We start from the raw sequence: 24565 nt of genomic DNA on the forward strand, positions 1-24565 counted from the left end.
TATGAGGAGAAGTATATTTTAGTAAAGCATTAAAAAACCATGCACAATGGAGCAGTAATTATTGGAAATTATCGCTATGTACTATGGCGTGAATGGAATAGTAATAGTAAAACCGTTTCTTTCATCATGTTAAATCCCAGTCGTGCCGATGAAAAAGTCAACGATCCGACTATTACTCGCTGTATTAATTTTGCCAAATCTTGGGATTACGGCAAATTAGAGGTAGTCAATCTTTTTGCCTATCGTACCTCGCAGCCATCACAACTCAAACAAACAGCAGCACCAATTGGCAAAGATAACGACAAATATATTTTAGAAACTGTTTCGCGAAGCGATAAAGTTGTTTTAGCCTGGGGCAATCATGGAATTTGGCAAAGACAAGATTTATATGTTCTTAACCTACTAAAAAACTATACCCATCTTTACTGTTTGGGAATCACCAAACAAAATTGTCCCCGTCATCCTTTATATCTTCATAGAACGACTATGCCTCAAGTTTTCAATAGCTTATATAAGATAAAAGCTAAACATCCCATTCAGAAAGCAAATACTGCACGTCGATAGTCGAATCTTCAATAAAATTGAGTCGCACTAACGTCTCAAAACGAATTGATTCGGCAACATCGTAGTTGTTCAGTACAGAATTACGAGCATTTGCCAGCGATCGCTTCAAATCTTTAAGTTGATTTTTGAGTTTTTTAAATTTGCCAAAGCTCATTTCGCAAGTACCAGTAGCAATATCGCATTGCTTAACATCGAATAAAGCAAACAAGTCTTCAGTATTTTTCTCTAGTTCGGCGATTAATTCAGCAGAAATCATAATATACTTATGGGTATTTAACTATATATGCCAATATATATGTCAATTTTCCCAAACGATATCACTAAATTATCTTGATTTACTCAGTAAATTTGCTTATCTTTGGGACTTTTTAAACAATTTTTTCAGTGTAATTGCCAGTTATTTCTCAAAAACGTAATTTTTATTTTTAGCCGAAGGGTGTCGGCGCGGTTGCACCTGGGGCGATTTACTAGAATCCCAACCAGCTACGGGTGATGCAGTAGTCATAATTTTGGTTCGGCTTTGAGACTTTCAGCATTCATACTTAAAATTAGAAGGCGATCTCCCGTCTGCCAAATCAATAGCAACCAAAATACGATCGCCTAATATTTTGTCTGTTTGTGTAAGTGATTTAGCTTAGATGTAAAAATTAAAAACCGATATTTGTCACTCGCTCGCTCAAGCGAAAAACTTTTAAGTCTTGTTACAGTAATCAACTTTTCATACCAGACTGTGATTCACATTCGTTTATAGTAGGAATTTTCATAGGATCGGCTGCGGAATTTTTCGAATGCCAAAACCAAATACATCCTTGTTTTTCTACAACTGGAAAAGCCATAACGCAAACATTGTCAGCATTATTTTCATTTAAGGGCAGCAAATAACATCTAAACTCATGTTTATTTTTTAGTAAAACAAAATGCTTGTTATGAAGAGTAAAACCATAAGGGCGATTATGAGGTAAATTGCCAACAAAAGTAATAAAGTACCAACCTTTATCTCGCTCTATCTGTTGTTTTAATTCTTCTCGACTTGAATATTTATGATTGTATGTGTTCATAGCAGCTGTAATTTGAATAATAGAAACCGAAACCAGTTTAGTTCTACCGTTACTTATATTTAGCTATTTTGACTACTTCAAAAGCGGACTCTAAATTTAGCATTGCCCGTAATTTTTGGCAGACAAGTTTCCGATCGTCTACAAGTAAAAGACGAATCATATAAATAACCTCGACTTCAAAAGTAAATGAAGCTAAGTTTTTTAACTTTTGCAGTTAATATTAATTGGAGCTGCCACCTTTGATTCTCATAAATCTCATAAGAGAACTCATAAAAAAGCTCATAATACAAACTCAACAGTTACATTTTAAGTTATGGCTCTCTCAGCTTCGTCGGATAGTAAAACTGATTTACGTAAACAACGAGCGACTTAAGAGAAGATTAGGCAATAAATGTGACAAAGATTGAAGTTTCGGCTTCTTCAATCGCACAAAATAATCTCTCTATTTTTCCTGCTACTTTTGAAAATTAGTATTAATTACGTTTGCTTATTTATCTGGCTGTCATGAAGCGGTCGCTAAATGGCATTTTATAATTATTATTTTTGGCTGGCAACTAACAGCTGTTTGCCAATTGTATAAACTCGATTTTTTTTAAATATCCTTAAAACAAAAAAATATAATAATAAATATTAACTTTATGACAAATCAGTTATTACCTGTCTTTTAAGTCAACCGATAGACTGAGTTTTTTTTATGCCTAGAGAAAGATGATGCGTCATTAAAGATGTTGTCAGAATAATTAATACACTAAAGTCAAATAACAATCGAGATTGAGTTAGCAACCTCAAAGTTATTATATATTATTTGAAGTCTTTAATAAAACAATAGCAAACACTATGAAGCCTAACATTAAATGGTGGAAAAATTCCGTAATTAATCGTCGAGCCTGGACGTGGGAAGATGCCAATAATCAACAGCATAATGGTCACTGGTGGCAACATGCAGTAATCTATCAAATTTATCCCAGAAGTTTTCAAGATACTACTGGTAATGGTGTTGGCGACCTCGACGGCATTATTGCCAGAATGGGCTACATTGCTTCGTTGGGGGTAGATGCTATTTGGCTCTGTCCGATATTCGAGTCGCCGATGGAAGATATGGGCTATGACATTACTGATATGCGCGATATCGATCCTATGTTTGGCGATATAGAAGATTTCGATCGCCTGTTGAATATTGCTCATAGTTTCGGAATAAAAGTTCTAATCGACGGAGTTTGGAATCACACCTCTGACAAACATCCTTGGTTTGTCGAAAGTCGGAAAAATCGCGATAATCCCAAAGCAGATTGGTACGTTTGGGCAGATGCCAAACCCGACGGTTCGCCACCAAATAACTGGCTTTCAGCGTTTATGGGTAAAAGTGCCTGGGAATGGGACGAAGTACGCCAACAATATTATTTTTATAATTTTCTCGCCAGTCAACCAGAACTCAACTGGCACAACCCAGAAGTAGTAGATGCCATTCTCAAACGTGCTGAGTTTTGGCTAGAGCGCGGTATCGATGGTTTTCGACTCGATGCGGTTAACTTTTACGTCCACGACAAGCACTTGCGTGATAATCCAGTTCGTCCCGAAAATGGTGTATTTCCTGATGGAGTCGATCGCGATAATCCGATGGTCGAACATATGTTTCAATATAACTTCTGCCGTCCCGAAAATCTTGAAGCGATCGATCCCATTCGAGAGTTGTGCGATCGCTATGGCGATGCGGTGACATTAGGAGAAATAACGCTGTGCGAAGATTCTGTTGCCCTGTCGGGAGAGTATGTAACTGGAGAAAATCGCCTGCATTTAGCCTATAACAGTGCTTTGATGGCAGAAGAACCAATGAGTGCTAACCTAATGCGCGAAACGATGCAGCGAGTACTCCAACATTTTTCCGAAGGTGGACAATGCTGGATGGTAGGTAATCACGATTATGGTCGTTTGCGATCGCGCTGGACGGGAGTTGATGCTGAAGGACAGCCATATCCCGATAAATTTTATTATGCGATCGCCGCCTTACTATTATCTTTACCAGGAGCATTGTGTCTCTACCAGGGAGACGAATTAGGTTTGAGCGAGGCTAAAATTCCCAAAGATATCCCCGAAGATAAAATCCAAGACCCCTTCGGACAGGCACTCTATCCTACCGTACCAGGTCGCGACGGCTCTCGTACTCCCATGCCCTGGGAAGCAAACAGACCCAATGCTGGCTTTAGCAACAGCGAAGATCCTTGGCTGCCCATTCCCAAAAAGCATCTAGCACAAGCAGTAGATCGTCAAAATGCCGATCCCAATTCTTTGCTTAATACCTGGCGCAAACTACTCCACTGGCGCAAACAGCAGCCAGCCCTAATTGCCGGTAACTTCAGGCTAATCGATACTCCAGAACCAGTTTTAGGATTTGTTCGAGAATATGCCGAACAGAGTTTGCTATGTTTGTTCAATCTTAGTGGCGAACCTGTAGAGTACGATCTCTCGGTTCATGATGAATATATTCCAGAAACTAGCTTGGGTTTTGACGGCAAAATTTGGCAAGATGTTTTAAAGCTTCCTGAATATGGAGTCTTTTTTGCCAATTTGCAGTTGTGACTATTTATGAATTTATCCTCAAATCGACAGTTCCAAACTCGTCAGTGGTGGCGTAGTGCCGTCATCTATCAAGTTTATCCCCGCAGTTTCTTTGACAGCAACGGCGATGGTATTGGCGACCTTCAAGGAATCATTCATAAGTTAGACTATATTGCGGCTTTAAATGTAGATGCAGTCTGGATATCGCCTTTTTACAAGTCGCCAATGAAAGATTTTGGTTACGACATTGAAGACTATTGTGCTGTCGATCCAATTTTTGGCACTATAGAAGACTTTAAGTTGCTAACCAAAGAAGCCAAAAAGCGCGGTCTTAAAATTCTAATCGATCAAGTTTGGAATCATACCTCAAACTTACATCCCTGGTTTATCGAAAGCCGCAGTAGTCGAAACAATGCCAAAGCCGACTGGTATGTCTGGGCAGATCCCAAACCAGATGGCACACCCCCTAGTAATTGGCTAGCTACCTTTGGCGGTAGTGCCTGGACGTGGGACGAACAGCGACAGCAATATTATCTGCATAATTTTCTTGCCGAACAACCAGACCTTAACTGGTATAACCCAGAAGTTAAAGAGGCAATTTTAGCAGTAGCGAAATTTTGGCTGGATTTGGGAGTTGATGGCTTTCGCCTCGATGTAGTTAATTTCTTCTTGCACGATCACACTCTTCAAGATAATCCGTCTCGCCCCGATAATGTCCCTTTGCCTGACGGTGCAGGAGCTAATGACCCTTTTTTCTCCCAGTTAAATCTCTACAATTTTTGCCAACCCGAAATTTTTTCGCTTCTAGAAGATATACGTCAGTTGATGGATAGTTATCCCGAAACTACTACCCTGGCAGAAATTAGCTCTGCTGAAGATGGCATTTTGACGGCTAGCGAATACGTACGGGGTAGCAACAGACTACACATGGCTTATAACTCCTCGCTAATGAGCGACGAACCTCTAAGTCATGAAAAAATGTACCAGCTAATTACACGGGTAGAAAAATTGTTTGCCGATGGCGTGATTTGTTGGACTGGTGGTACCCACGATTTTCCTCGCCTTAAGTCTCGCTGGCGTAAGTTTCAGATTGATGATGAATTCAGCCACGAAGCTTTCGATCATATGTTTGCCGCACTGCTGCTTTCTCTCAGAGGCAGTTGCTGTATCTATCAAGGTGATGAGTTAGGCTTGACTCAAGCCAATGTTCCCTACGAGAAAATGCAAGATCCTTTTGGACTGGCTGGATATCCCTCAATTTTAGGCAGAGATGGTTCTCGTACTCCCATACCCTGGCAAAAATTGGCAGCAAACGCTGGCTTTACTCAAGCTAATGAACCCTGGTTGCCAATTTCTGAAGAACATCTCCATCATGCCGTAGACGTACAAGAAACTTTTTCCAACTCTCTATTGAACAAATATCGGCGTTTGATTAAATGGCGCAAGCAGCAACCCGCTTTACTCTGGGGAAATTTAACTTTACTCGATACCGCAGAACCTTTACTCGGATTTATTCGTAAATCTGAAGAACAACAAATTCTGTGCTTATTTAATCTCAGTCCCGTTCCTCTCCACTACGATCTATCTACCTATCCCAAATGTACAGCAGCCGACGAAGTAGATTTTCAAAATCGTCAATATGACAGTACGGTAGAAATTCCTGGCTATGGCGTGTTTTTTGGTTGTCTAAACGAACAACATTGAGGTGGTGTTTTCGATCTGTAGTCAACATATAGAGTATTAGTATAATTTCTGTACGAATGAACTTGTATGATGCAGCACTAAAAACTTTTTTTGTTTGTTTCCCTACTTATTCCCGATCGCTTTTTAAACTATGTTCATAGCTTAAATAAAAAATGCTCTAGAAATAGCTGAAAAGCTTGTTTTACAGCTTACAATCGCGGTTTCCGACCTGATTGAAACTGTTATGATGCCATTAAATATTGTTTTCTAAAGCTCAAAATACAGTTGCAATTTTTGGATATTCGGTGCCGATACGAGAGAGCATTTAATAACATCTGCAAATAAATGCTTAAGTGCATACTTGCAGATGAAATAGCTAAAGACAGTAAACACTAAGGTTACTTACTAATACTTCGCTGTATTACCTTAACTGTTTGCTGCCGATGTACACTCTAATTTCTAAAAAACTCAAATTTACTTTACTCAAGGAGAAAAACCATGTCAAATATCGATCGAATCAACGAACAACTGTTTGCCGAATTAACTTCCGAAGAAGGCTCTGCTATTAGTGGAGGTAATCATAATAAATATGATTTCTACATCGGTAATTATTCAGGCAAAGATGTTAATTACACCATTTATTACAAGAAAGGCAAAAACTGGAAAAAAGCTTTTGATAATGTAGCTCCTTACGAAGAAGATTCATACTACGCTCGTGAAGCTTATATCAAATATGATTCTAAATTTGGTCCTGGATATGAACCCAAAAAAGCATATTTAACTCCTGGATATAATATCTTCGATATTGATAAATGGGGTTACTTAACTCTGACTAATGAAAATAATGGTCCAATAGCTAATATAACAGCCTAGTAACTATTCAAGGATTCGAGGTTTCGATCTACCTTCATTAGTTCGCTCATCGCCAATAATGGGTTGTTCTAACTAAAACAACACTGGGTTTCTTAGGATTACTCAACGAAACTCAGTTAATAGCTTATAAGATCGAAAAATTGGGGTATTTGCCCCAATTTTTTTTGCTTGCTTAAATTCATTTTAAAAAGTTTTTTTGTGCGATCGCTACCAAGTTTTAAGTTTAGAGTGACTACCGCACAAACAAATGTAAGTAGTTGCGCCATTGACTTACTACGTTAAACTTCAACATTTAAGATCCAAAAGTCAAAAAAACTCAGTGAATAACTTATGAATGAATATTAGATACGCTGTAGCCAGCAACGAACGAAAGTTTATAACGACTGTCAAATAAAGCTTTAAGGTCAGTTATTTAAAATGTAGTCTGAGAATATCTGCATAAATAACAACTCCCAACGTAATAGCTCCACAGGTCAGCAAATGCTAGGGTTTCTTATCTAATACGTGGCTGTATTATCCCAAATGTTTGCTGCCAATGTACACTCTAGTTTCTAAAAAACTCAAACTCACTTTACTCAAGGAGAAAAATCATGTCAAATCTAAACCAAATCAACGAACAACTGTTTGTCAAATTAACTGCCGAAGAAGGGTCTGCTATTAGTGGTGGTAGTTGGTCTAAGTACACTATTGGCAATAAATCTGGTATGGGTGTTAATTACAATATTCAATACCTTAACCAATATGGAAAATGGGTAAGTAAAAAAGATTACGTAGGAGCTGATAAAGAAGATTATTTCTACGCTCTCAACAAACCTTATGTTACTTATGATGCCAAAATTGGTAAGGGCTATGAATTGAATTCTGAAACTCTAACCAAAGGCTACAATAACTTCGATCGCACTGGAGATTATTTAATTCTTACCACTGGCGAAGAAGGTCCGGTAGCAAACTTAACAATCCAGTAATCATTCAAGTTTAGAGTTGGTACTCTACCCTTGGCACTAGTGTAGCTATGTAAAAAATGGATTGTTGTAGCTAAAACAATAATGGGTTTCTTTGAATAAACCAGGGAAACCCAGTCAATAGCTCATTTTAAATAGTAAACAACGCTGTTGTCAAAAATAAATAAATTTTCATAATTACTGAAAAACAAAGCTTTGAAGCCGATTGTCTAACATTTGGTCTGAGAATATTTGCATAAGTTTCTACTCTCTGACGAAAAAAAACAAGACAGCAAACACTAAAGTTACTTACTGATACTTCGCTGTATTACTTTAACTGCTTGCTGCCAATGTACATTCTAGTTTCTAAAAAACTTGAGCTAATTTTATCAAAGGAGAAAAACCATGTCAAATATTGACAAAATGACTGCTAACCAACAAGACCTATTTGTAGATTTAGAGCAAAAAAATTCTGAAACAGTCGGCGGTGGTGCGGTCGAAAAATTCACCATTGTCGCAATTTTTTTGTTACTTACAATTTGTCTCAAAAATTGTAAAAACTAAGGTTTGTCTGAAATTGCTACCGTTATCGATCGCGCGATCGCAACTAAATCGTAACAAAAAAAATAATTTTATTTCCAAAAAAGCAAAGGTTGATTAATAGTTGCAGAAGGCTATGAATTTATATTGATAAGTAAACAAAATCTTCATTTAGCATTCCACTATGAGGCAATACCAAAAAACTTTTTTTCTGTTTCTCTACTTTTTCCCGATCGCTTCTTAGACTACTTCCATAGCTTAAACGCATAACTACCAACTTTTAGTCGTAATAAATACACGAAACAGCAAACGTAAGGTTAATTATTAATACTTCACTGTATTGCTTTGTGTTAGATCGAGCAAGTTCTCCAATTAAATCTATTTAATAATGAAATATCCAGTTGTTCTCCAGCATAGCGAAGAAGACTGTGGTGCTGCCTGCATTGCCACGGTTGCCAAACATCACGGACGCACCTTTGCCATCGGTCGCATCCGAGAAGCAGTCGGGACGGGAGCGAGAGGAACCACCCTGCTGGGTTTGAGTCGAGGAGCAGAAGTCTTTGGATTTAACGCTCGCCAAGTCAAAGCCACCGCTCAAATTATCGATCGCATCAATGAAGCACCACTACCAGCCATCATTCATTGGAAAGGCTATCACTGGGTAGTTTTATACGGCAAAAAAGGCAAAAAATACGTTATTGCCGATCCTGGCGTAGGCATTCGCTACCTAACTCGGCAAGAGTTAGTCGAAGGTTGGGGTAATGGCATCATGCTGTTACTAACACCAGATGACAGTCGTTTTTACCAACAAGAAAATGACAAAGTTGGAGGTTTTAGTAAATACATTCAACGAGTTTGGCCCTATCGTAATATTCTGCTCTTAGCCCTACTCATCAACTGTGCCATTGGTCTGCTTTCTCTAGCTTCGCCGATAATGATGCAGTTACTTACCGATGATGTCTTGGTCAGAGGCGATACTCAACTACTAACTACTGTAGCTATCGCTGTTATCGTCATGAACCTGTTTCGCAGTGGAGTTAGTTTAGTTCAGTCACATTTAATCGGTCACTTCGGTCAAAAACTACAGTTAGGGCTAATTCTCGAATACGGACGCAAATTAATGCACTTGCCCTTATCTTACTTTGAAGGAAGGCGCAGTGGAGAAGTAGTCAGCCGTATTGCTGATGTCAATGCTATCAATGCTTTGGTTTCCCAGATAGTTTTGGGTTTACCCAGCCAATTCTTTATTGCCATAATTTCTCTGGCGGTGATGATTGTTTACAGTTGGGAACTAACTCTAGCTTCTATTGGAGCATTTGTAATCGTTACCTTAATTAACCTACTGTTTCTTCCGGCATTACGGCGCAAAACACGCAACCAGATCGTTTTGGGTACGGAAAACCAAGGCTTTTTAGTAGAAACTTTTCGCGGCGTGCAGGTACTAAAAACGACCCAAGCCACACCCCAAGCTTGGGAAGAATACCAAAGCAATTATGGTCGTCTTGCTAACTTGGGCTGGAGTACGATGAAGTTGGGGCTTTATAGCAGTACTATTACTGGCATTCTTTCCACTTTTACTTCGATTAGCATCCTTTGGTTGGGTAGCTATTTAGTAATCAGTCAAAAGCTATCCATCGGTCAATTACTGGCATTTAACGGCATGAGCGGCAACTTTCTCGGTTTTTTGGGTGCGGCAATTGGCTTGATTGATGAATTTATTACGGCACAGGTAGTCATTCAACGTTTGACCGAAGTAATTGACGCTACGCCAGAAGACGAAAAAGATTTCCAAAAGCCTTGGGCAGAAATTTCTGGTGATGCCAATATTACTTGTAATAAGCTCAATTTTCATCATGCTGGAAGAGTCGATCTTTTAGAAGATTTCTCGGTAACTATTCCTGGTGGTAAAGTCATCGCTTTAATCGGTCAATCTGGCTGTGGTAAGAGTACCCTTGCCAAACTGTTAGCTGGTTTGTATTCCTCGCAGTCGGGCAACGTTCGCTACGATGCCTACAATCAGCAAGATCTTTCTTTAGAATGCTTGCGCCAGCAGATAGTGCTAGTACCCCAAGAGCCTCATTTTTGGAGTCGTTCGATTTTAGAAAATTTTCGCTTTAGCTATCCTCAAGTTGATTTCGAGCAAATTGTTAGAGCTTGTCAAATCGCTGGTGCCGACGAATTTATCAGCGAACTACCAGATAAGTATCAAACAGTTTTAGGAGAGTTTGGAGCTAACTTATCTGGTGGTCAAAAGCAAAGACTGGCAATAGCCAGAGCCATTGTTACCGACCCACCAGTTTTAATTTTAGATGAATCTACAGGTGCGCTCGATCCCGTTAGCGAAGCTAAGGTGTTAGAGCAATTGCTAGAACACCGACGGGGCAAAACTACAATTCTCATCAGCCATCGTCCCAAAGTAATTCAACGTGCCGACTGGATTATTATGCTCGAAACAGGAAAACTAAAAATACAAGGTACTCCCGAAGATTTAGCTTTAGTAGCTGGCGAACACTTAAATTTCTTAGACAATATCGTCCCTCCAACTCACAGTCTATTACTTAATTCTTCTAGCTTTGCTGTTAATGGCAATTCAGCTAACGGTAACGCCAAAACTGCTAACTCAAACCATTTTTAATTAAAATCATGACTAGCAATTCCCACACGGGTTTTTTACCCCAATTAAACGACAACGAATTTTTGCCACCTATTGGTCGTTGGATTATCTTTGGCGGCGTGTTTGTTGTTGCTACTGTAGGACTAACCGTTCCTCTGACTTCTGTGGCTAAATTTAAAGAAACTGTCAAAGCTCCAGCTAGTCTGCGTCCTGCTGGTGAATTACGTATCGTTCAAGCAGCAACTCCAGGCACGATTACCGAGTTGCGAGTTAAAGAAAATCAAGCGGTCAAACGAGGAGATATTATCGCTATTTTAGACGGTTCTCGTTTGGAAACCAAACAGACTCAGTTAGAAGACAACATCAGACAATCAAAACTACAGCTACAACAACTACAAGCCCAAATAGCCGCTCAAAACAACCGTATACTTGCAGAAACCGATCGCCTCGACCGCGCTGTTATCTCTGCCAATGCCGAATTAGCTCGCCGCCAGAGAGAATATCAAAACCTTACGATCACTACTGCTGCTGAAGCAGAAGAAGCAGAAGCCAACCTGCAACTAGCTGCCGAAGAATTAAACCAAGCCAAGACAGATTTAGTTACCGTTACTGCCGACTGGAACTCCAGTAAAGCAGAATTGAGTGCTGCTGTAGCCAAACGCGATCGCTATCAAACTATTGCTGATTCGGGAGCCTTATCGCGCGACCTCTTAGAAGAAGCTAAACTAAGTGTAGTGCAACTACAGGAACAAGTTTATGGCAAACAGGCAACGATTAAAAGACAGCAACAGGAAATAACTCGCAGAGAACGGGCGGTAGCTGCGGCACAGGCGAGAAAGAATAGTGTTCGTGCCGCTCTCAACCCTAGCGATGCCGAAGTGGCGATCGCTCGTAGCAATATTGCCCAGGAACAGGCAGTAGGCAGAGCTACCATTGCCAATCTACAAAAAGAGCAGCAGGCTTTAGGGCAACAGCGCATCGAACTACAAAATCAGATCGATCGCGATCGGAGCGAGCTACAGCAGGTAGAAAGAGAATTACAGCAAAGTATTATTACCGCTACTGCTGACGGTACGATTTTTCAACTCAATCTCCGCAATACGGGACAAACTGTAGTAGCAGGAGATAAAATCGCCCAAATTGCCCCTAAAGATGCCACTTTAACCCTCAAAGCGATGATTTCTGCCAAAGAAATTGGCAAAATTAAAACCAATCAAACTACCAGCACCAAAATTTCTGCCTGTCCCTATCCCGACTACGGCACGTTAAAAGGAACGGTAACCAAAATTGCCCCAGATGCGATCGCCCCACAAGCCGACAATGCTCGAGGTGCTGCTCAAGCTAATATTCCAAGTGGTAAAGCCTTTTATGAGGTAACGATCGCGCCTGAAACAGATCTTCTCCAACGCCAGCAGCATCAATGTCTGCTTCAATCGGGAATGGAAGGTACGACCGATATTGTTACTAGGGAAGAAACCGTTTTAAAATTCTTGCTTAGAAAAGCCAAGTTATTGACTGATATTTAAATAGTTAGTAGTTAGTGGTTAGTAAGAGCGATTTGCAAATTGTCTCTACTGAGATCTTGCACCTAAGCCGTAACTGTCTTGTGGTATAAAAGTAAAGGATAATAAATTGATTATTAAGTTTACTTGTACTGGTGCAAGATGTGAGTCTACTCGCTACCGATTAGTTTATATTCAATAAGCTTGCGACGTTTTCCAGTTAGTCTACTTAAATGAAACTGAATTTGACCTTGAGCTTGAGGAAATTTACTCACAATACAACTAACAGCGTAAGCCAAAGCGATCGCGCGATCGCCTATTCCCTGCACAACGCTGAAATAAACGCGACAGATAGCTACAATATAGAGTGCCAGTAGTAACAAACTCCAACCATGAGAAGGTACGATTGAAGCGATCGCTATAACTGGTAAAATCAACCCCCAAAACCAGATACTGCGACTTTCTTTTACCCAATGTCGTTCGGGTGTTCGTCCATGAAGCCAAGCACCTTCAGCATAGGCATAACCACTCCTTAAAGTTCGCCGCCACCACTGTTTAAATTTAGTAATTCGGGCATCGTGTAAAGTCATGTCTGCATCAATACGAAGAATTTTCCATTCCTGTTGGCGCAACCGTACGCATAGTTCTGGTTCTTCGCCAGCAATCATCACTTCATTAAAACCTCGTACTCTCTCGAAGGCTGAAACTCTTACCATAAAGTCACCGCCACAGGCTTTAGCTTCTCCTATTGGTGTATTCCATTCAAGATCGCACAAACGATTATAAATAGAATTTTCTGGAAAAAGTTCTCGACGACGACCGCAAGCGATCGCCAGATTTGCTTGAGACTCTAAAGTATTTCTAGCAGTATCCAACCATTCTGGTACTACGGCGCAGTCTCCATCAACAAACTGGACTAGTCGAACTTGGGGATATTTCCGCACTAAATAAAAAAATCCTTCATTTCTAGCTCGCCCTGCCGTAAAAGGTTGGGACAGATCCAACTCTACTACATCTACTCCCATAGAGCGAGCCATCTCGATACTATTATCGGTCGAACCAGAGTCAACGTATACTATACGATCTACTTTGCCGATAACCGAAAGCAAACATTGGCGTAGTAAATCTCCTTCATTACGTCCGATAACAACCAATCCCATCATAATTTTTATGTTCTCTCAAGTTCTTAAATAAAAGGTTTAGCAATTGGGCAAAATTTTGGCTGGTATACCTACAGCGGTTGTCCCTACTGGCACATTGCTAACAACTACTGCATTAGCACCAATTCGGGCATGGTCGCCAATAGTTACAGCACGGATGATTTTTGCCCCCGCACCAATATCGACATGACCGCCAATTTTGACTCCTTCAACAATTGTCACCTGTTGAAAAATTAGACAGTTTACGCCAATAGTTGCATTAGGATGAATGACAATGCCATTGGGATGAACTAGCAGTAATCCTCCTCCTAACTGACAGTTGAGTGGAATATCGGCACCAGTTACTATACTCCAGAATCGATGCCAGATAACGTTAGTGCGAGTGGCTAAAAACGCCATAAGCCCACCTTGTTTTTTCCACTTTTGATAATCACGAATAGATTTAAGTAGCTGTTTGCTAGGACTCCACCAGCGGTCTATTTTTTCGCGTTCCCAGTCTGGCTCGATCGCAGAAATTGTGCAGTAAAGTTTTGATTCGGAATATGTTTTCATTGAGACTAAAGTTTTATTTAATAAGAAGGTTTTAAATGCCAGGCACTATTTAGAAATAAGAAAGCAGATATTAAAGTATGCAACCAGGAGTTATGCTTGAGTTCGGAAAAGCAGAGTAAAAAAATCCCAACTTTTTTGTCCCTGTCTCTTCCGTTTGTCGGTCTACTTACTAATCGCTACTTCTTATAAAAACCATTCACCTCATGTCACCTGTAACCTCTAAATACTGCACCTGCTATTTTTAAGCTGCATGGGACAAAACACGGCTGGGAGTAAATCTTTCTGCCCGCTCTCTTAACTGAGCTTCTCGTAAGATAACCTCTAGAGTAACTTCTAGTCCGACAGATTCTAATATTTGTCGCCAGCGATATACCCAATCGTGTCTTAATAAAGAATTGGTAACATTATGACGACGAATTTTTTCTAGGCGATCGCTTTGTGTATCTAGTTGGGCAATAATATCGATAATATCAGCCGCATCGGCAGGAATTGTTATCACTGCATCTTCCCAGTCAAAATGTTTTTTAAATTCTTCTGTAGCAGTTTGATTGCCTATGGCAACCGCACCGCCAGCAGTACCTTCAAAAATGCGATAGCCCAACTCTTTTTGCAGTCCTTTCTTTTCGCGAGGGTCGGCATTAAAATTGGGATTGTTAGTAATCCAGTAGCGGCTATTTTTTGCTACGTTTGCCAGCAGTGTGCGATGTTCTTGAGGTTTTTGGATGTAAAAATCTCTGGGTGTATCGTAATAGTAAAAGAAATCTCCTTCTTCCATTCGCTCTAATAAAGCTTGGTGGGTAACTACCGAACGCCGACCGATGTTAGTAACGTCAATACCGCGAGGTGAATCAATAGAGTTAGGACTAAATTTAATGGCATCAGTAGCAAATGGTAAATAGCTACAGGGAACACCAGTAATTTCTTCTACCGCTTTAATAGAACTAGCATGACCTAGAAAAATATGGTCGAAGTCTTTAAATAATTCTAAAATTGGTTTCCACTGTGGAATTTGAGTTTCCCAAATTTCGATAATATAGCAGACAGCTTTTTGGCATTTTTGCCGCCAATTTTTAATCGAATTAAGTGCAATAAATTTACTCGGATTATCTAAAACCATGAAGAAAAGTTCGTAATCGTGTTCGAGAGTAAATGAATTGCGGTCGAACTTAACTCGATTGGCTAACTGAGGCGATCTAGAAAATTTTTTTACCCATTTAAAATTTCTGTGAGCAGATTGATAAGAATATTTGGGTGTAAAAAAGTCTACTCGATCGTATTTAGCGATCGCATCTTCAAATTCATAGATACAGCAGGAAGCAACATGATCGTTGAGTTCTCGTTCCGATAAAATAGCAATTCGAGAATTTTGAGTATTGTTGATAATATGATTGTTCATTTGGCTTACGTTTATTTATTAAAAACCAATAAGAATATATGACTTAAAAACCAACTCTATTTGCCAATCGAGTGTGATTGTTTATCCAAAATCGTAAAACGAAAATATAGTTGACAGACTATAAATAATTTATTTAATTCATTGCTGTTTATAGTCTTATAATATCAGTAAAATTAACTAGTTTAATTAAATTTTTCGTGTTTTTAATTTAAAATTTCTGTGTCGAAATTTAACTAAAGAATGAGCGAAGATATATTCACTAATTCCCTTTGGATATACTTGCAATTGAAACAACAAAGCTTTTAAGGCTCGATGCCATTGTCTCGACCTTAAATATCTAATTGTCTGATACATCAGGTAAGGACCAAAAAGCTGTATCCAGTAGTTGCGACCAGCCCGATAGGCTCGTTCGTATTGGCGATTTCCGCGAACAAATTTCCAGTTAAGATCGAGAATTTCCAAACATCCCGCAAGCATTTCTATAGCGTTGTTAGATGCGTTGTTATCGTGACGACGATAGTAAGTTACAGTTTGGTTGTGACAATAAATCGGGAATTGGCGGGCAATACGTAGATAAAAATCGTAGTCTTCCGCTCCTTTAAAACGATTATTAAAGCCTCCTACTGATTTAATAGCTGTTTTGCGAAACATTAATACTGAAGGAGGTACAAACGCTTCCCCCCTCAATAGCGTTTGATAATTAGCAATTCTAGTTGACGCTAAATTCGATTCAGAAATAATCGCTCCGCCAGCATCTATTTCTTGGCACGAACCAGCGACAAAACCAGATTCTGGATGGGAGGTAATTGCTTCGACACCAATTTCTAGTGCTTGGGGTAACAGTATGTCATCGGCATCGAGGAAAACTACCAACTCTCCTATAGCTTCACTAACGCCGCGATTTCTTGCTGCCGAAACTCCCTGGTTTTGTTGATAGATATACTTTACGGGGTAACTAGTCGCCAATTCTCTGGTACGATCGACAGAGCCATCATCGACAACGATAATTTCAAAGTGGCGATAAGATTGCGTTAAAACACTTGCGATCGCTGCTGGTAAAAAAGCCGCACTGTTGTAAGAAGGAATAATAACCGACACGATTGGCTCSCGAACGATATTTTTAAATGCGTCCATATATTTATTAGTTATTTATTAGTTAGGTAGAGCGAAAATTAAAACCAGACAGCTTAGAGCGCAAACCTTGTAGCCAGTAAAGCCAAACGCTGTTTTGGATAAAGTCTTGAAGATAGTAGGGAGGATCGTAGTTGGGTTTGCGTTGAATGGTTTGTCTAATTTTCCAAAGAGAAAACCCCAATATCCAAAGTAAATCGGCGATCGCGGCATACCAGAAGCCATAGTTTTTAGTAAAATATCGCCTGCGCGAATCAAAGCAATATTTTGGTAGGCGTTTGGGTGGTGAATCTGGTACATCTACTCCAGTACTTTGACCGCCAATGTGCATCACCAGACTTTGAGGCACGCACCAGCAAGTCCAGCCAGCCCGTTTGACTTGCAGACAGTAATCGGTTTCTTCGTAATAGAGAAAATATTCTTCGTCCATTAAGCCTACAGATTCGACCACCTGACGGCGAATCAGCATACTCGCTCCTGGTAGCCAGTCGGTTTCGCAAATTTCATTATTGCTCGGTCGAGCTACAACCCATTTGCTTAAAAGTTTGGATACTATACCCAGGCGCAAACCAGAATCTAACTCGCTTAACAAGCTGGGAAAACGTAGGATCGTTTGCCAAGGAGTGCCGTCGGCTAATTCAAAACCACTACCAGCAATACCAGCTTGAGGGTGACATTCCATAAAATCAACCAGAATTTTAATTGCCCCAAGACGAATTTCGGTATCGGGATTGAGTAGTAAAAAATACGTAGGTGGATTAGCAGACTGCATCGCTGGACGCATAGCTAAATTATTACCATAAGCAAAGCCACCATTATGGGAAGATGGTAATAAATTTGCCCAGTCTTCCCAGCCTTCAGCAGCGATCGCCTGTTGGATTTTAGCAACCGAACCGTCTTCGGAGTTGTTATCGACTACCGTAACAGTAATTCCTGGTACGGCACGAACTTCTGGTACTAAAGAGCGCAAACAGTTGATTGTCAGGTCTGGTGTTCGGTAGTTAACGATGACTACCAGTACATCGGATTGAATGGTGTTGGACATGATAAAAAGTTAAAAGTTAAAAGTTAAAAGTCAAAAATAAGAAGTAGGAAATAGGAAGCAACAGGTGTATTATTTCAACTAAGCACTAATCACTGACTCCTAACTATCTCCTACTAACTACTTGCTACTCGTTGAGTATCGCATCGAGGTATGGTTGCAGTTTTTCTGCCATAACGCGCACGTGGGGTTCTTGGAGCATACTGGAGTGACCGCCAGGGATGTCATGGGCTGCGACTCCATTGGTAGCTTGTTTACCCCAACCGAGTAAGGGATCTTTGACTTCTAAGATTGCTGGCGTATCGTCTATGGCTGGATTGTCTAGCTCTAACTTTTCAGTAGCTCGCCATAAGGTTAATTGACCTTGATAAACTGAGGGCTGATAGTCAGATTCGGCATAGGCATAGATGCTTCTGAGGGGAATATTTTGACAGAAGCGAGGTATAGTAAGTTGGCGATCGAGACAGTATCTTAAAAGCTTAATCCGCAGATTATCGGTAAACTGTTCGCTCTTGCTACTAATTTCGTAAGTAACTAGATTGAATACCTTTCTCGGTAAAACTTTCAAAATATTGGTAACAAATTTGAGTTTGTTAGTTTCTTGTTTGGAATCTATGAGTTTGAGGAAGTTTTGTTTGCGGACTTGGTTAACCGAACTAAAGTTATCTTGCTCTATTCCTTGCAGATTAATCGCATCGATAATTGCTACCAAAGGAACTTGCTCTCCTTCTGCCTGAAGTTGGCAGGCAATTTCAAAGGCTAAGACACCACCCGCACACAAGCCACCAATGGCATAAGGTCCTTGAGGCTGCACTTTGCGTATTTCTCTAACGTAATGGGCGACGATCTCGGACAAACGAGTATGGAGAAATGGCGAACCAGCTTGGCTATAGGGTCTTAAACCGTAAACAGTTTGTTCTGGTTTGAGATGCTGTGCCAAATTTAAATAGAGAATTGTTTCTCCATCGGCATCATGAACTAAAAATAGCGGTGGAGTAGTACCTTCTTTGAGTTTGACTACAGAATCAAAAGAAGTAGTCTTTTGAGGGGTTTGCAGCATTAGTGCTAGCTGCTCGATGGTAGGAGCTTCAAATAGACTAGCTAGAGGTAATTTGCGATCGAACTGCCGCTCGATTTCACCAAACAGCTTGACTGCTAATAGGGAATGTCCCCCTAATTCAAAGAAATTGTCTTGAATACCGATAGGATGGATACCCAAAGTATTAGACCAAATCTCTACTAGCTTTTGTTCGACATCATTGGTAGGTTTGGCTATTTCTGTATCGTCTCTAGAGATATCTGGAGCGGGTAAAGCACGGCGATCGAGTTTATTGTTGGGTGTCAGGGGCATAGACTTTAAAAACATAAAGCCACTAGGCACCATGTATTTGGGCAATCGCTCTTGCAGAAAAGCACGTACTTCTTTGGTTTGCAGTTTTTCCGAGCGACTCACTAAATAAGCAATTAGACGTTTGCCATAAGTTGAATCCTCGCTAACTATAATTGCTGCTTCACTAATATTAGGATGCTGTGTGAGTATGGCTTCTATTTCACCCAATTCGATACGAAAACCACGAATTTTGACTTGGTTATCGATGCGACCTAAATATTCAATTTCTCCATTAGGTAGATAGCGTGCTAAATCGCCAGTTTTATACATACGGGCGTTAGCTTCTTCACTAAAAGGATTGGGAATAAATTTGGCTGCGGTCAAGTCCGAACGGTTGAGATATCCTCTTGCCAAACTATCGCCACCAACATGTAGCTCTCCTGGTACTCCGATGGGAACTAGTTGTAAATGGCGATCGAGAATATATGTTTGCAGATGTCCCCAGGGACGACCGATAGGAACTTCACCTTTAAGAGAATTATCTGCTGGAATTGTATAGGACGTGGTAACAACGGTAGCTTCAGTAGGACCATAAGAGTTAACTAACTCTAGGCGATTGCGCTTGCCAGATTCAATTACTTTTTTCTGCCAGCGTTTTACGGGTTCGGGCATTACTGCTTCGCCACCAATAATTACTAATCTTAGAGATTCTGGAAAAGAAATATCTTTAGCAGTTAATTCTGCCGCTAGCTGATGCCAGTAAGAGGTTGTGAAACCCAATACAGTTAAAGCTAAATTTTCACAGATTGAGAAAAAGGTCTTCAAGTCTGTCAGCATCGCATCGGTGCGTAATACTATAGTTGCTCCCACACACAAACCAGGAAAGATTTGTTCTACCGCAGCATCAAAATTAATTGAGGCAAACTGAAGTATGCGATCGCTAGAGGTGAAGCGATATCTTCTAATTGCCGATTGACTAAAGCAGCTTAGACCTTGATGGGTAATCATTACACCTTTTGGTTTACCTGTCGAACCAGAGGTATAGATTACGTATGCCAGATTATCGGTCGTGATGTTGATAACCGTATTTTCGGTACTGTAGTTACTAATCTGTTCCCAATCGGAGTCTAAATTGACGATTTGTGCTTGAGTTTCTGGTAGGTGAGCTTGCCATTTGGCTTGAGTTAACAATACGGCAATTTGGGAATCGGCAACCATGTAAGCCAAACGATCTTGCGGATAATTGGGATCGAGAGGTACATAAGCACCACCAGCTTTAAAAATACCTAACAAACCGATAATCATTTCTAAAGATCTTTCCACACAGATCCCCACCAGTACTTCTGCGCCAACTCCTAAAGTTTGTAAATAATGCGCTAACTGATTAACTTTTTGGTTTAGTTGCCGATAGGTAAGCTGGCGACCGTCAAACTCAACCGCGATCGCATCGGGGGTACGTTCTACCTGTGCCTCAAATAACTGTCGAACATCTTTACTTTTGTCGGTTTTGTTAACCCAAAGTTGATTCCAATCGATTAGAGTTTGTTGTTCTGCTGGAGTTAGTAATGGTAAATAGGCAATTTGCGCTTTGGGATTAGTAACGATGCCTTCTAACAAAGTCTGCCAATGGGCATTCATTCTGGCAATAGTGTCGCGATCGAACAAGTTGCTATTGTATTCAAAATACCCTGCAATTCCTGTAGGAGTTTCGATCGCATCTAAGGTTAGGTCGAACATCGAACTACCAGTGCCTTTTTCCTCAACTTCCCAGGTTAAACCCGACAGCGATTGCGCTGTCGGCAACTGTTTTTGTAAGGCAAACATGACTTGGAATATAGGGTTGTAGCTTAAATTCCGCTCTGGCTGTAGTTCCTCAACTAATTTTTCAAAGGGTAAATTGGCATGAGCATAAGCCCCCGATGTTGTCTCCAGAATACGACTCAATAATTCTCGGAAGCTTAAATCGTCTCCTAAATTAGTCCGTAACACTAAAGTATTGACAAAAAAGCCGATTAACTGCTCTGTATTAGCCGTATTGCGGTTGGCAAAGGGAGAACCAACGATAACATCGGACTGTCCTGTATAGCGATAGAGTAAGACTTTAAAGGCAGCCAAAAGAGTCATAAACAAAGTAACTCCTTCTTGACGACTTAAAGCATTAAGTGCCTGGGTGAGTTCTGGAGTTAGCTGAAAATAATGGCGATCGCCCAAATAAGTTTGTACCGCAGGTCTAGATCTATCTGTAGGCAATTCCATCAATGGCGCACTACCTTCAAGCTGCTTGCGCCAATAGTCAAGCTGTTTGGTATATTCTTCGCTTTGCAACCATTGCTGCTGCCAATGAGCATAATCGACATACTGAACGGTCAAGTCTTCAAGATTAACAGCCGAATTATTAATCAGCGCATCATAATAACCTGCTAACTCGTCGAATAAAATTTTAATCGACCAGCCGTCAAAGACAATGTGGTGACAGGTAACTACCAGCCAGTATTCATCCGATTCTAAAGATAATAATATAGCTCTTAGCAATGGTTCCTTAGCCAGATCGAATGGCTGTTTGGCTTCTCTGGTTGCCCACGCTTCTGCCTCGGAAGTGTCAGAAAGCTCGAAAACTGCTAATTTTATTGCTAGCTCTGTGGCAATTACCTTTTGTGGTTGTCCGTTTACCTCTGGATAAGCAGTGCGGAAAATTTCGTGTCTTTGCACGATGCGATTGAGACTTTGTTCTAAAACCTCTATATTTACTGCACCTTTGAGTTTGAAAACCAGAGGAATGTTATAAACAGCAGTTTGCGGATTTAACTTCTCAAAAAACCAGAGACTGCGTTCGGAAGAGGAAAGGGATAATTCTTTGTTGCGCTCTATAGGTTGGATTGTTACTTTTTGTTCCGATGTAGCTTGAAGCTCGATAGTTTGAGCCAACTTAGCAATGGTAGGAGCATTAAAAATAGCATCGAGAGCTAAATCGATACCCAACTGCGATCGCATCTGTGCAATAACCTGCATTGCCAAAATAGAATTACCGCCAAGCTCGAAGAAATTATCTTCAACGCCGACTTTTTCTAGATTCAAAACGCTCTTCCAAATGTCTGCAAGGGACTGTTCGCGAACTGTACTAGGAGCTTGATAGGATTTTTCCATCGCCTGTCTGATGTCTGGCGCGGGTAAAGCGCGGCGATCTACTTTTCCGTTGGGGGTAAGGGGTATGGCATCTAGAGTAATAAAGATTGAAGGTACCATGTATTCTGGTAGCTTGGCCAAAAGATGTTCTCGCAGGCGATCGCTACTCAAGGTTTCGCTACTAGCTAAATATGCCACCAGGCGTTTGTTACCAGTCAAGTCATCACTTGCCAATACTACCGACTGTTGAACTTGCGGATGTGCGTCTAAGACTGCTTCGATTTCTCCCAGTTCGATCCGAAAGCCTCTCAGCTTAACCTGATGGTCTATACGTCCTAAAAATTCAATATTACCATCGCTGCGGTAGCGTGCCAAGTCACCCGTTTTATAAAGGCGTGGCGATGGTGTATTAGCTAAGGGGTTAATAATAAATTTTTCTTGAGTCAGTTCGGGACGGTTGAGATAGCCACGCGCTAGATTGTCTCCACCGAGATATAATTCGCCTAAAACGCCGATAGGAACTGGCTCAAAGTGTTCGTCTAAAATATAAGTCTGAGTATTGGCAATGGGACGACCGATAGGCACGATATTAGAATCGTTTTGTGGTTGACACTGCCAGTAGGTAACGTCGATCGCCGCTTCTGTAGGACCATAAAGATTGTGCAGTTCGCAGTTAAGTTGCGAGAAAAAGCGTTGAGTAAGTTCGTAGGGTAAAGCTTCGCCACTACAAAAAACGCGCTTTAGAGAACTACAGCGTTCTAAGTTTGGTTCTTGTAAGAAAACTTGCAGCATTGAAGGGACAAAGTGCATAGTAGTAATCTGCTGCTGTGCGATTAAATTCGCTAGATAATTACTGTCTTTGTGTCCTTCAGGTCTGGCAACTACAATAGTCGCTCCTGTCATTAGCGTCCAGAAAAATTCCCATACCGAGACATCAAAACTAAAGGGAGTTTTCTGCACTACGCGATCGCTACTATTTAATTGATACTCTGCCTGCATCCAGCGCAAACGGTTGTGGATACCAAAATGAGTATTCATCACTCCTTTGGGTTTGCCAGTCGAACCCGAGGTGTAAATGACGTAGGCGAGATTGTTGGCATCTATATCTATATCGAGATTTTCTGGGCTATATGCCTCGATTTCAGCGCGATCGCTATCTAAGCAAATTACCTTGGCATTGTGGCTGGGTAAAGCTGCTACTAGAGATTTTTGGCTTAACAATACCTCAACCCCAGAGTCATTTAGCATATAGCTCAAGCGTTCTTCGGGTAAGTTAGGATCGCAAGGTACATAAGCACCACCAGCTTTGATAATGCCTAACAAACCTACTACCATTTCTACCGAACGTTCGATACAAATGCCTACTAGCACTTCTGGTTTTACTCCCAGACTTTGTAGATAGTGTGCTAGCTGGTTGGCTCTGCGGTTTAATTCTCCGTAGCTTACTTCTTGTTCTTCAAATACGACTGCTACTGCTGAGGGGTTTTCTTTTACTCGTTCTTCAAATAGTTGATGGATTAATTTATCGCTGGGATATGCGACTTGAGTTTGATTCCAGTTTTGTAGTAACTGCTCTTGTTCTGCTGGCAATAATAAAGGCAACCGAGAAATTGCTCGATCTGGAGTAGCTAAAATTTGCTCGACTAAAGTTTGCCAATGTCTAGCCATGCGTTCGATAGTAGAGCGATCGAATAAATCGCTATTGTATTTAAAATTGACCGATAAAATTTTGCTGTGGGCTATTTCTAGACATAGATCGAATTCGTTACTTTTTAACTCGATCGCACTTTCTTCTCGAACATCAAACCATACTCTAAAATAACTCCAGTCTTGTACCGACAACAATTTATCTTTTAGTAGTTCAAAGTCATATTCTCTATGAGTGAAAGCTTCTAATACTGTTTGGCGTACTGTAGCTAAATAGTCAGTAAAACTCAAATCTTTTGCCAAACTAGAGCGTAAAATAACTGGAGTCGCGTTATTCTCAGTTTTAGCTAGATTAGGAGCAAACACCACCATGTCTTCCTGGTTGGTGTAGCGATAGAGAAAGATTTTAAAAGCCGCTAACAAAACTGTTTCTAACGGTGTTTCTTGTCGAACTGATAACTGCTCTAGCTGCTCTACTAGTTCGGTTTTGAGTTTAAATGAATAGGAAGCATAACTGCTGTTAACTGTAGGTGTGCGTAGGCGATCGCTTGGCAATTCGATCGCAGGTAGAGTACCAGATAGTTTTTGTTGCCAATATTGCCAATTTTTTTGAGTTGTACTAGAAATACTTTGCATCTGCTCGCTGATTATATTTTTGTAATTAAAATATTTTTGTAATTAAAAACTAATAAAAAAAAATGCTTATTTACTTGCAAGTTAATAGAGTTTGCTGTTAATATTTTTAAGTCCTAATATCAATAAAAATAGTTTGCTGATTTTTTATCTGAATAGAGTTTTTTGTTATTTCAATTTTGTCATTCTTTTTTTTAAACTAAGTAGTTTCACCCAAATA

16 protein-coding genes are annotated in these 24565 nt (G+C 40.3%); 8 read left to right on the plus strand and 8 right to left on the minus strand.

The window, feature by feature from the left end:
- The first annotated feature begins 39 nt into the window (after positions 1-39).
- A complete protein-coding gene (locus tag KV40_RS16250; protein ID WP_036483598.1) occupies positions 40-564 on the plus strand; it encodes a DUF1643 domain-containing protein in 525 nt (174 codons plus the stop codon).
- Here the strand turns inward: KV40_RS16250 and KV40_RS16255 are convergent.
- Positions 524-820, minus strand: a complete 297-nt coding sequence (locus KV40_RS16255; protein WP_036483600.1) for a hypothetical protein — start codon at positions 818-820, stop codon at positions 524-526. The genes KV40_RS16250 and KV40_RS16255 overlap by 41 nt on opposite strands.
- 454 nt (positions 821-1274) lie before the next feature.
- The gene (locus KV40_RS16260) at positions 1275-1622 is read right to left on the minus strand and encodes a hypothetical protein (protein WP_036483601.1); all 348 of its coding nucleotides are present in this window, start codon (positions 1620-1622) and stop codon (positions 1275-1277) included.
- Between the two features lie 837 nt (positions 1623-2459).
- On the opposite strand from KV40_RS16260, the gene KV40_RS16265 reads away from it, so the two are divergent.
- From KV40_RS16265 to KV40_RS16290, 7 genes are all read left to right on the plus strand, one after another.
- Positions 2460-4199: an alpha-glucosidase family protein gene (locus KV40_RS16265; protein ID WP_036483604.1), complete on the plus strand. Its 1740-nt coding sequence runs from the start codon at positions 2460-2462 to the stop codon at positions 4197-4199.
- Positions 4200-4205: 6 nt separating this feature from the next.
- Positions 4206-5882 carry an alpha-glucosidase gene (locus KV40_RS16270; protein ID WP_036483607.1) on the plus strand — a complete coding sequence of 559 codons (1677 nt, stop codon included), beginning with the start codon at positions 4206-4208 and terminating at the stop codon, positions 5880-5882.
- Positions 5883-6359: 477 nt separating this feature from the next.
- Complete coding sequence (locus tag KV40_RS16275) at positions 6360-6734, plus strand: hypothetical protein (RefSeq protein WP_036483611.1); 375 nt, start codon at positions 6360-6362, stop codon at positions 6732-6734.
- Positions 6735-7324: 590 nt separating this feature from the next.
- Positions 7325-7699 (plus strand): hypothetical protein, encoded by a 375-nt coding sequence (locus KV40_RS16280; RefSeq protein ID WP_036483614.1) that lies wholly within the window; start codon positions 7325-7327, stop codon positions 7697-7699.
- 381 nt (positions 7700-8080) lie between these two features.
- Positions 8081-8239: a hypothetical protein gene (locus KV40_RS34990; RefSeq protein ID WP_156114053.1), complete on the plus strand. Its 159-nt coding sequence runs from the start codon at positions 8081-8083 to the stop codon at positions 8237-8239.
- Positions 8240-8603: 364 nt separating this feature from the next.
- On the plus strand, positions 8604-10850 hold the full coding sequence (locus tag KV40_RS16285; RefSeq protein ID WP_036483616.1) for a peptidase domain-containing ABC transporter: 2247 nt from the start codon (positions 8604-8606) through the stop codon (positions 10848-10850).
- Positions 10851-10858: 8 nt separating this feature from the next.
- Positions 10859-12355: an HlyD family efflux transporter periplasmic adaptor subunit gene (locus KV40_RS16290; RefSeq protein ID WP_036483618.1), complete on the plus strand. Its 1497-nt coding sequence runs from the start codon at positions 10859-10861 to the stop codon at positions 12353-12355.
- 146 nt (positions 12356-12501) lie between these two features.
- Here the strand turns inward: KV40_RS16290 and KV40_RS16295 are convergent, their stop codons facing one another.
- The 6 genes from KV40_RS16295 to KV40_RS16320 all read right to left on the minus strand — a co-directional run bounded on the left by KV40_RS16295 (position 12502) and on the right by KV40_RS16320 (position 24363).
- Positions 12502-13494 carry a glycosyltransferase family 2 protein gene (locus KV40_RS16295; protein ID WP_036483620.1) on the minus strand — a complete coding sequence of 331 codons (993 nt, stop codon included), beginning with the start codon at positions 13492-13494 and terminating at the stop codon, positions 12502-12504.
- Positions 13495-13530: 36 nt separating this feature from the next.
- A complete protein-coding gene (locus tag KV40_RS16300; protein ID WP_036483623.1) occupies positions 13531-14043 on the minus strand; it encodes a serine O-acetyltransferase in 513 nt (170 codons plus the stop codon).
- A 241-nt stretch (positions 14044-14284) separates the two neighbouring features.
- Entirely contained in the window at positions 14285-15439 is a 1155-nt protein-coding gene (locus KV40_RS16305) for a glycosyltransferase (protein WP_036483627.1), read from the minus strand.
- Between the two features lie 186 nt (positions 15440-15625).
- Positions 15626-16573, minus strand: a complete 948-nt coding sequence (locus KV40_RS16310; RefSeq protein ID WP_052055690.1) for a glycosyltransferase — start codon at positions 16571-16573, stop codon at positions 15626-15628.
- A gap of 22 nt (positions 16574-16595) precedes the next feature.
- Complete coding sequence (locus tag KV40_RS16315) at positions 16596-17615, minus strand: glycosyltransferase family 2 protein (protein WP_036483629.1); 1020 nt, start codon at positions 17613-17615, stop codon at positions 16596-16598.
- 124 nt (positions 17616-17739) lie between these two features.
- Positions 17740-24363, minus strand: a complete 6624-nt coding sequence (locus KV40_RS16320; RefSeq protein WP_371260788.1) for an amino acid adenylation domain-containing protein — start codon at positions 24361-24363, stop codon at positions 17740-17742.
- Between the last annotated feature and the right edge of the window lie 202 nt (positions 24364-24565).

Source organism: Myxosarcina sp. GI1, from assembly GCF_000756305.1.
Classification (GTDB): Bacteria; Cyanobacteriota; Cyanobacteriia; order Cyanobacteriales; family Xenococcaceae; genus Myxosarcina.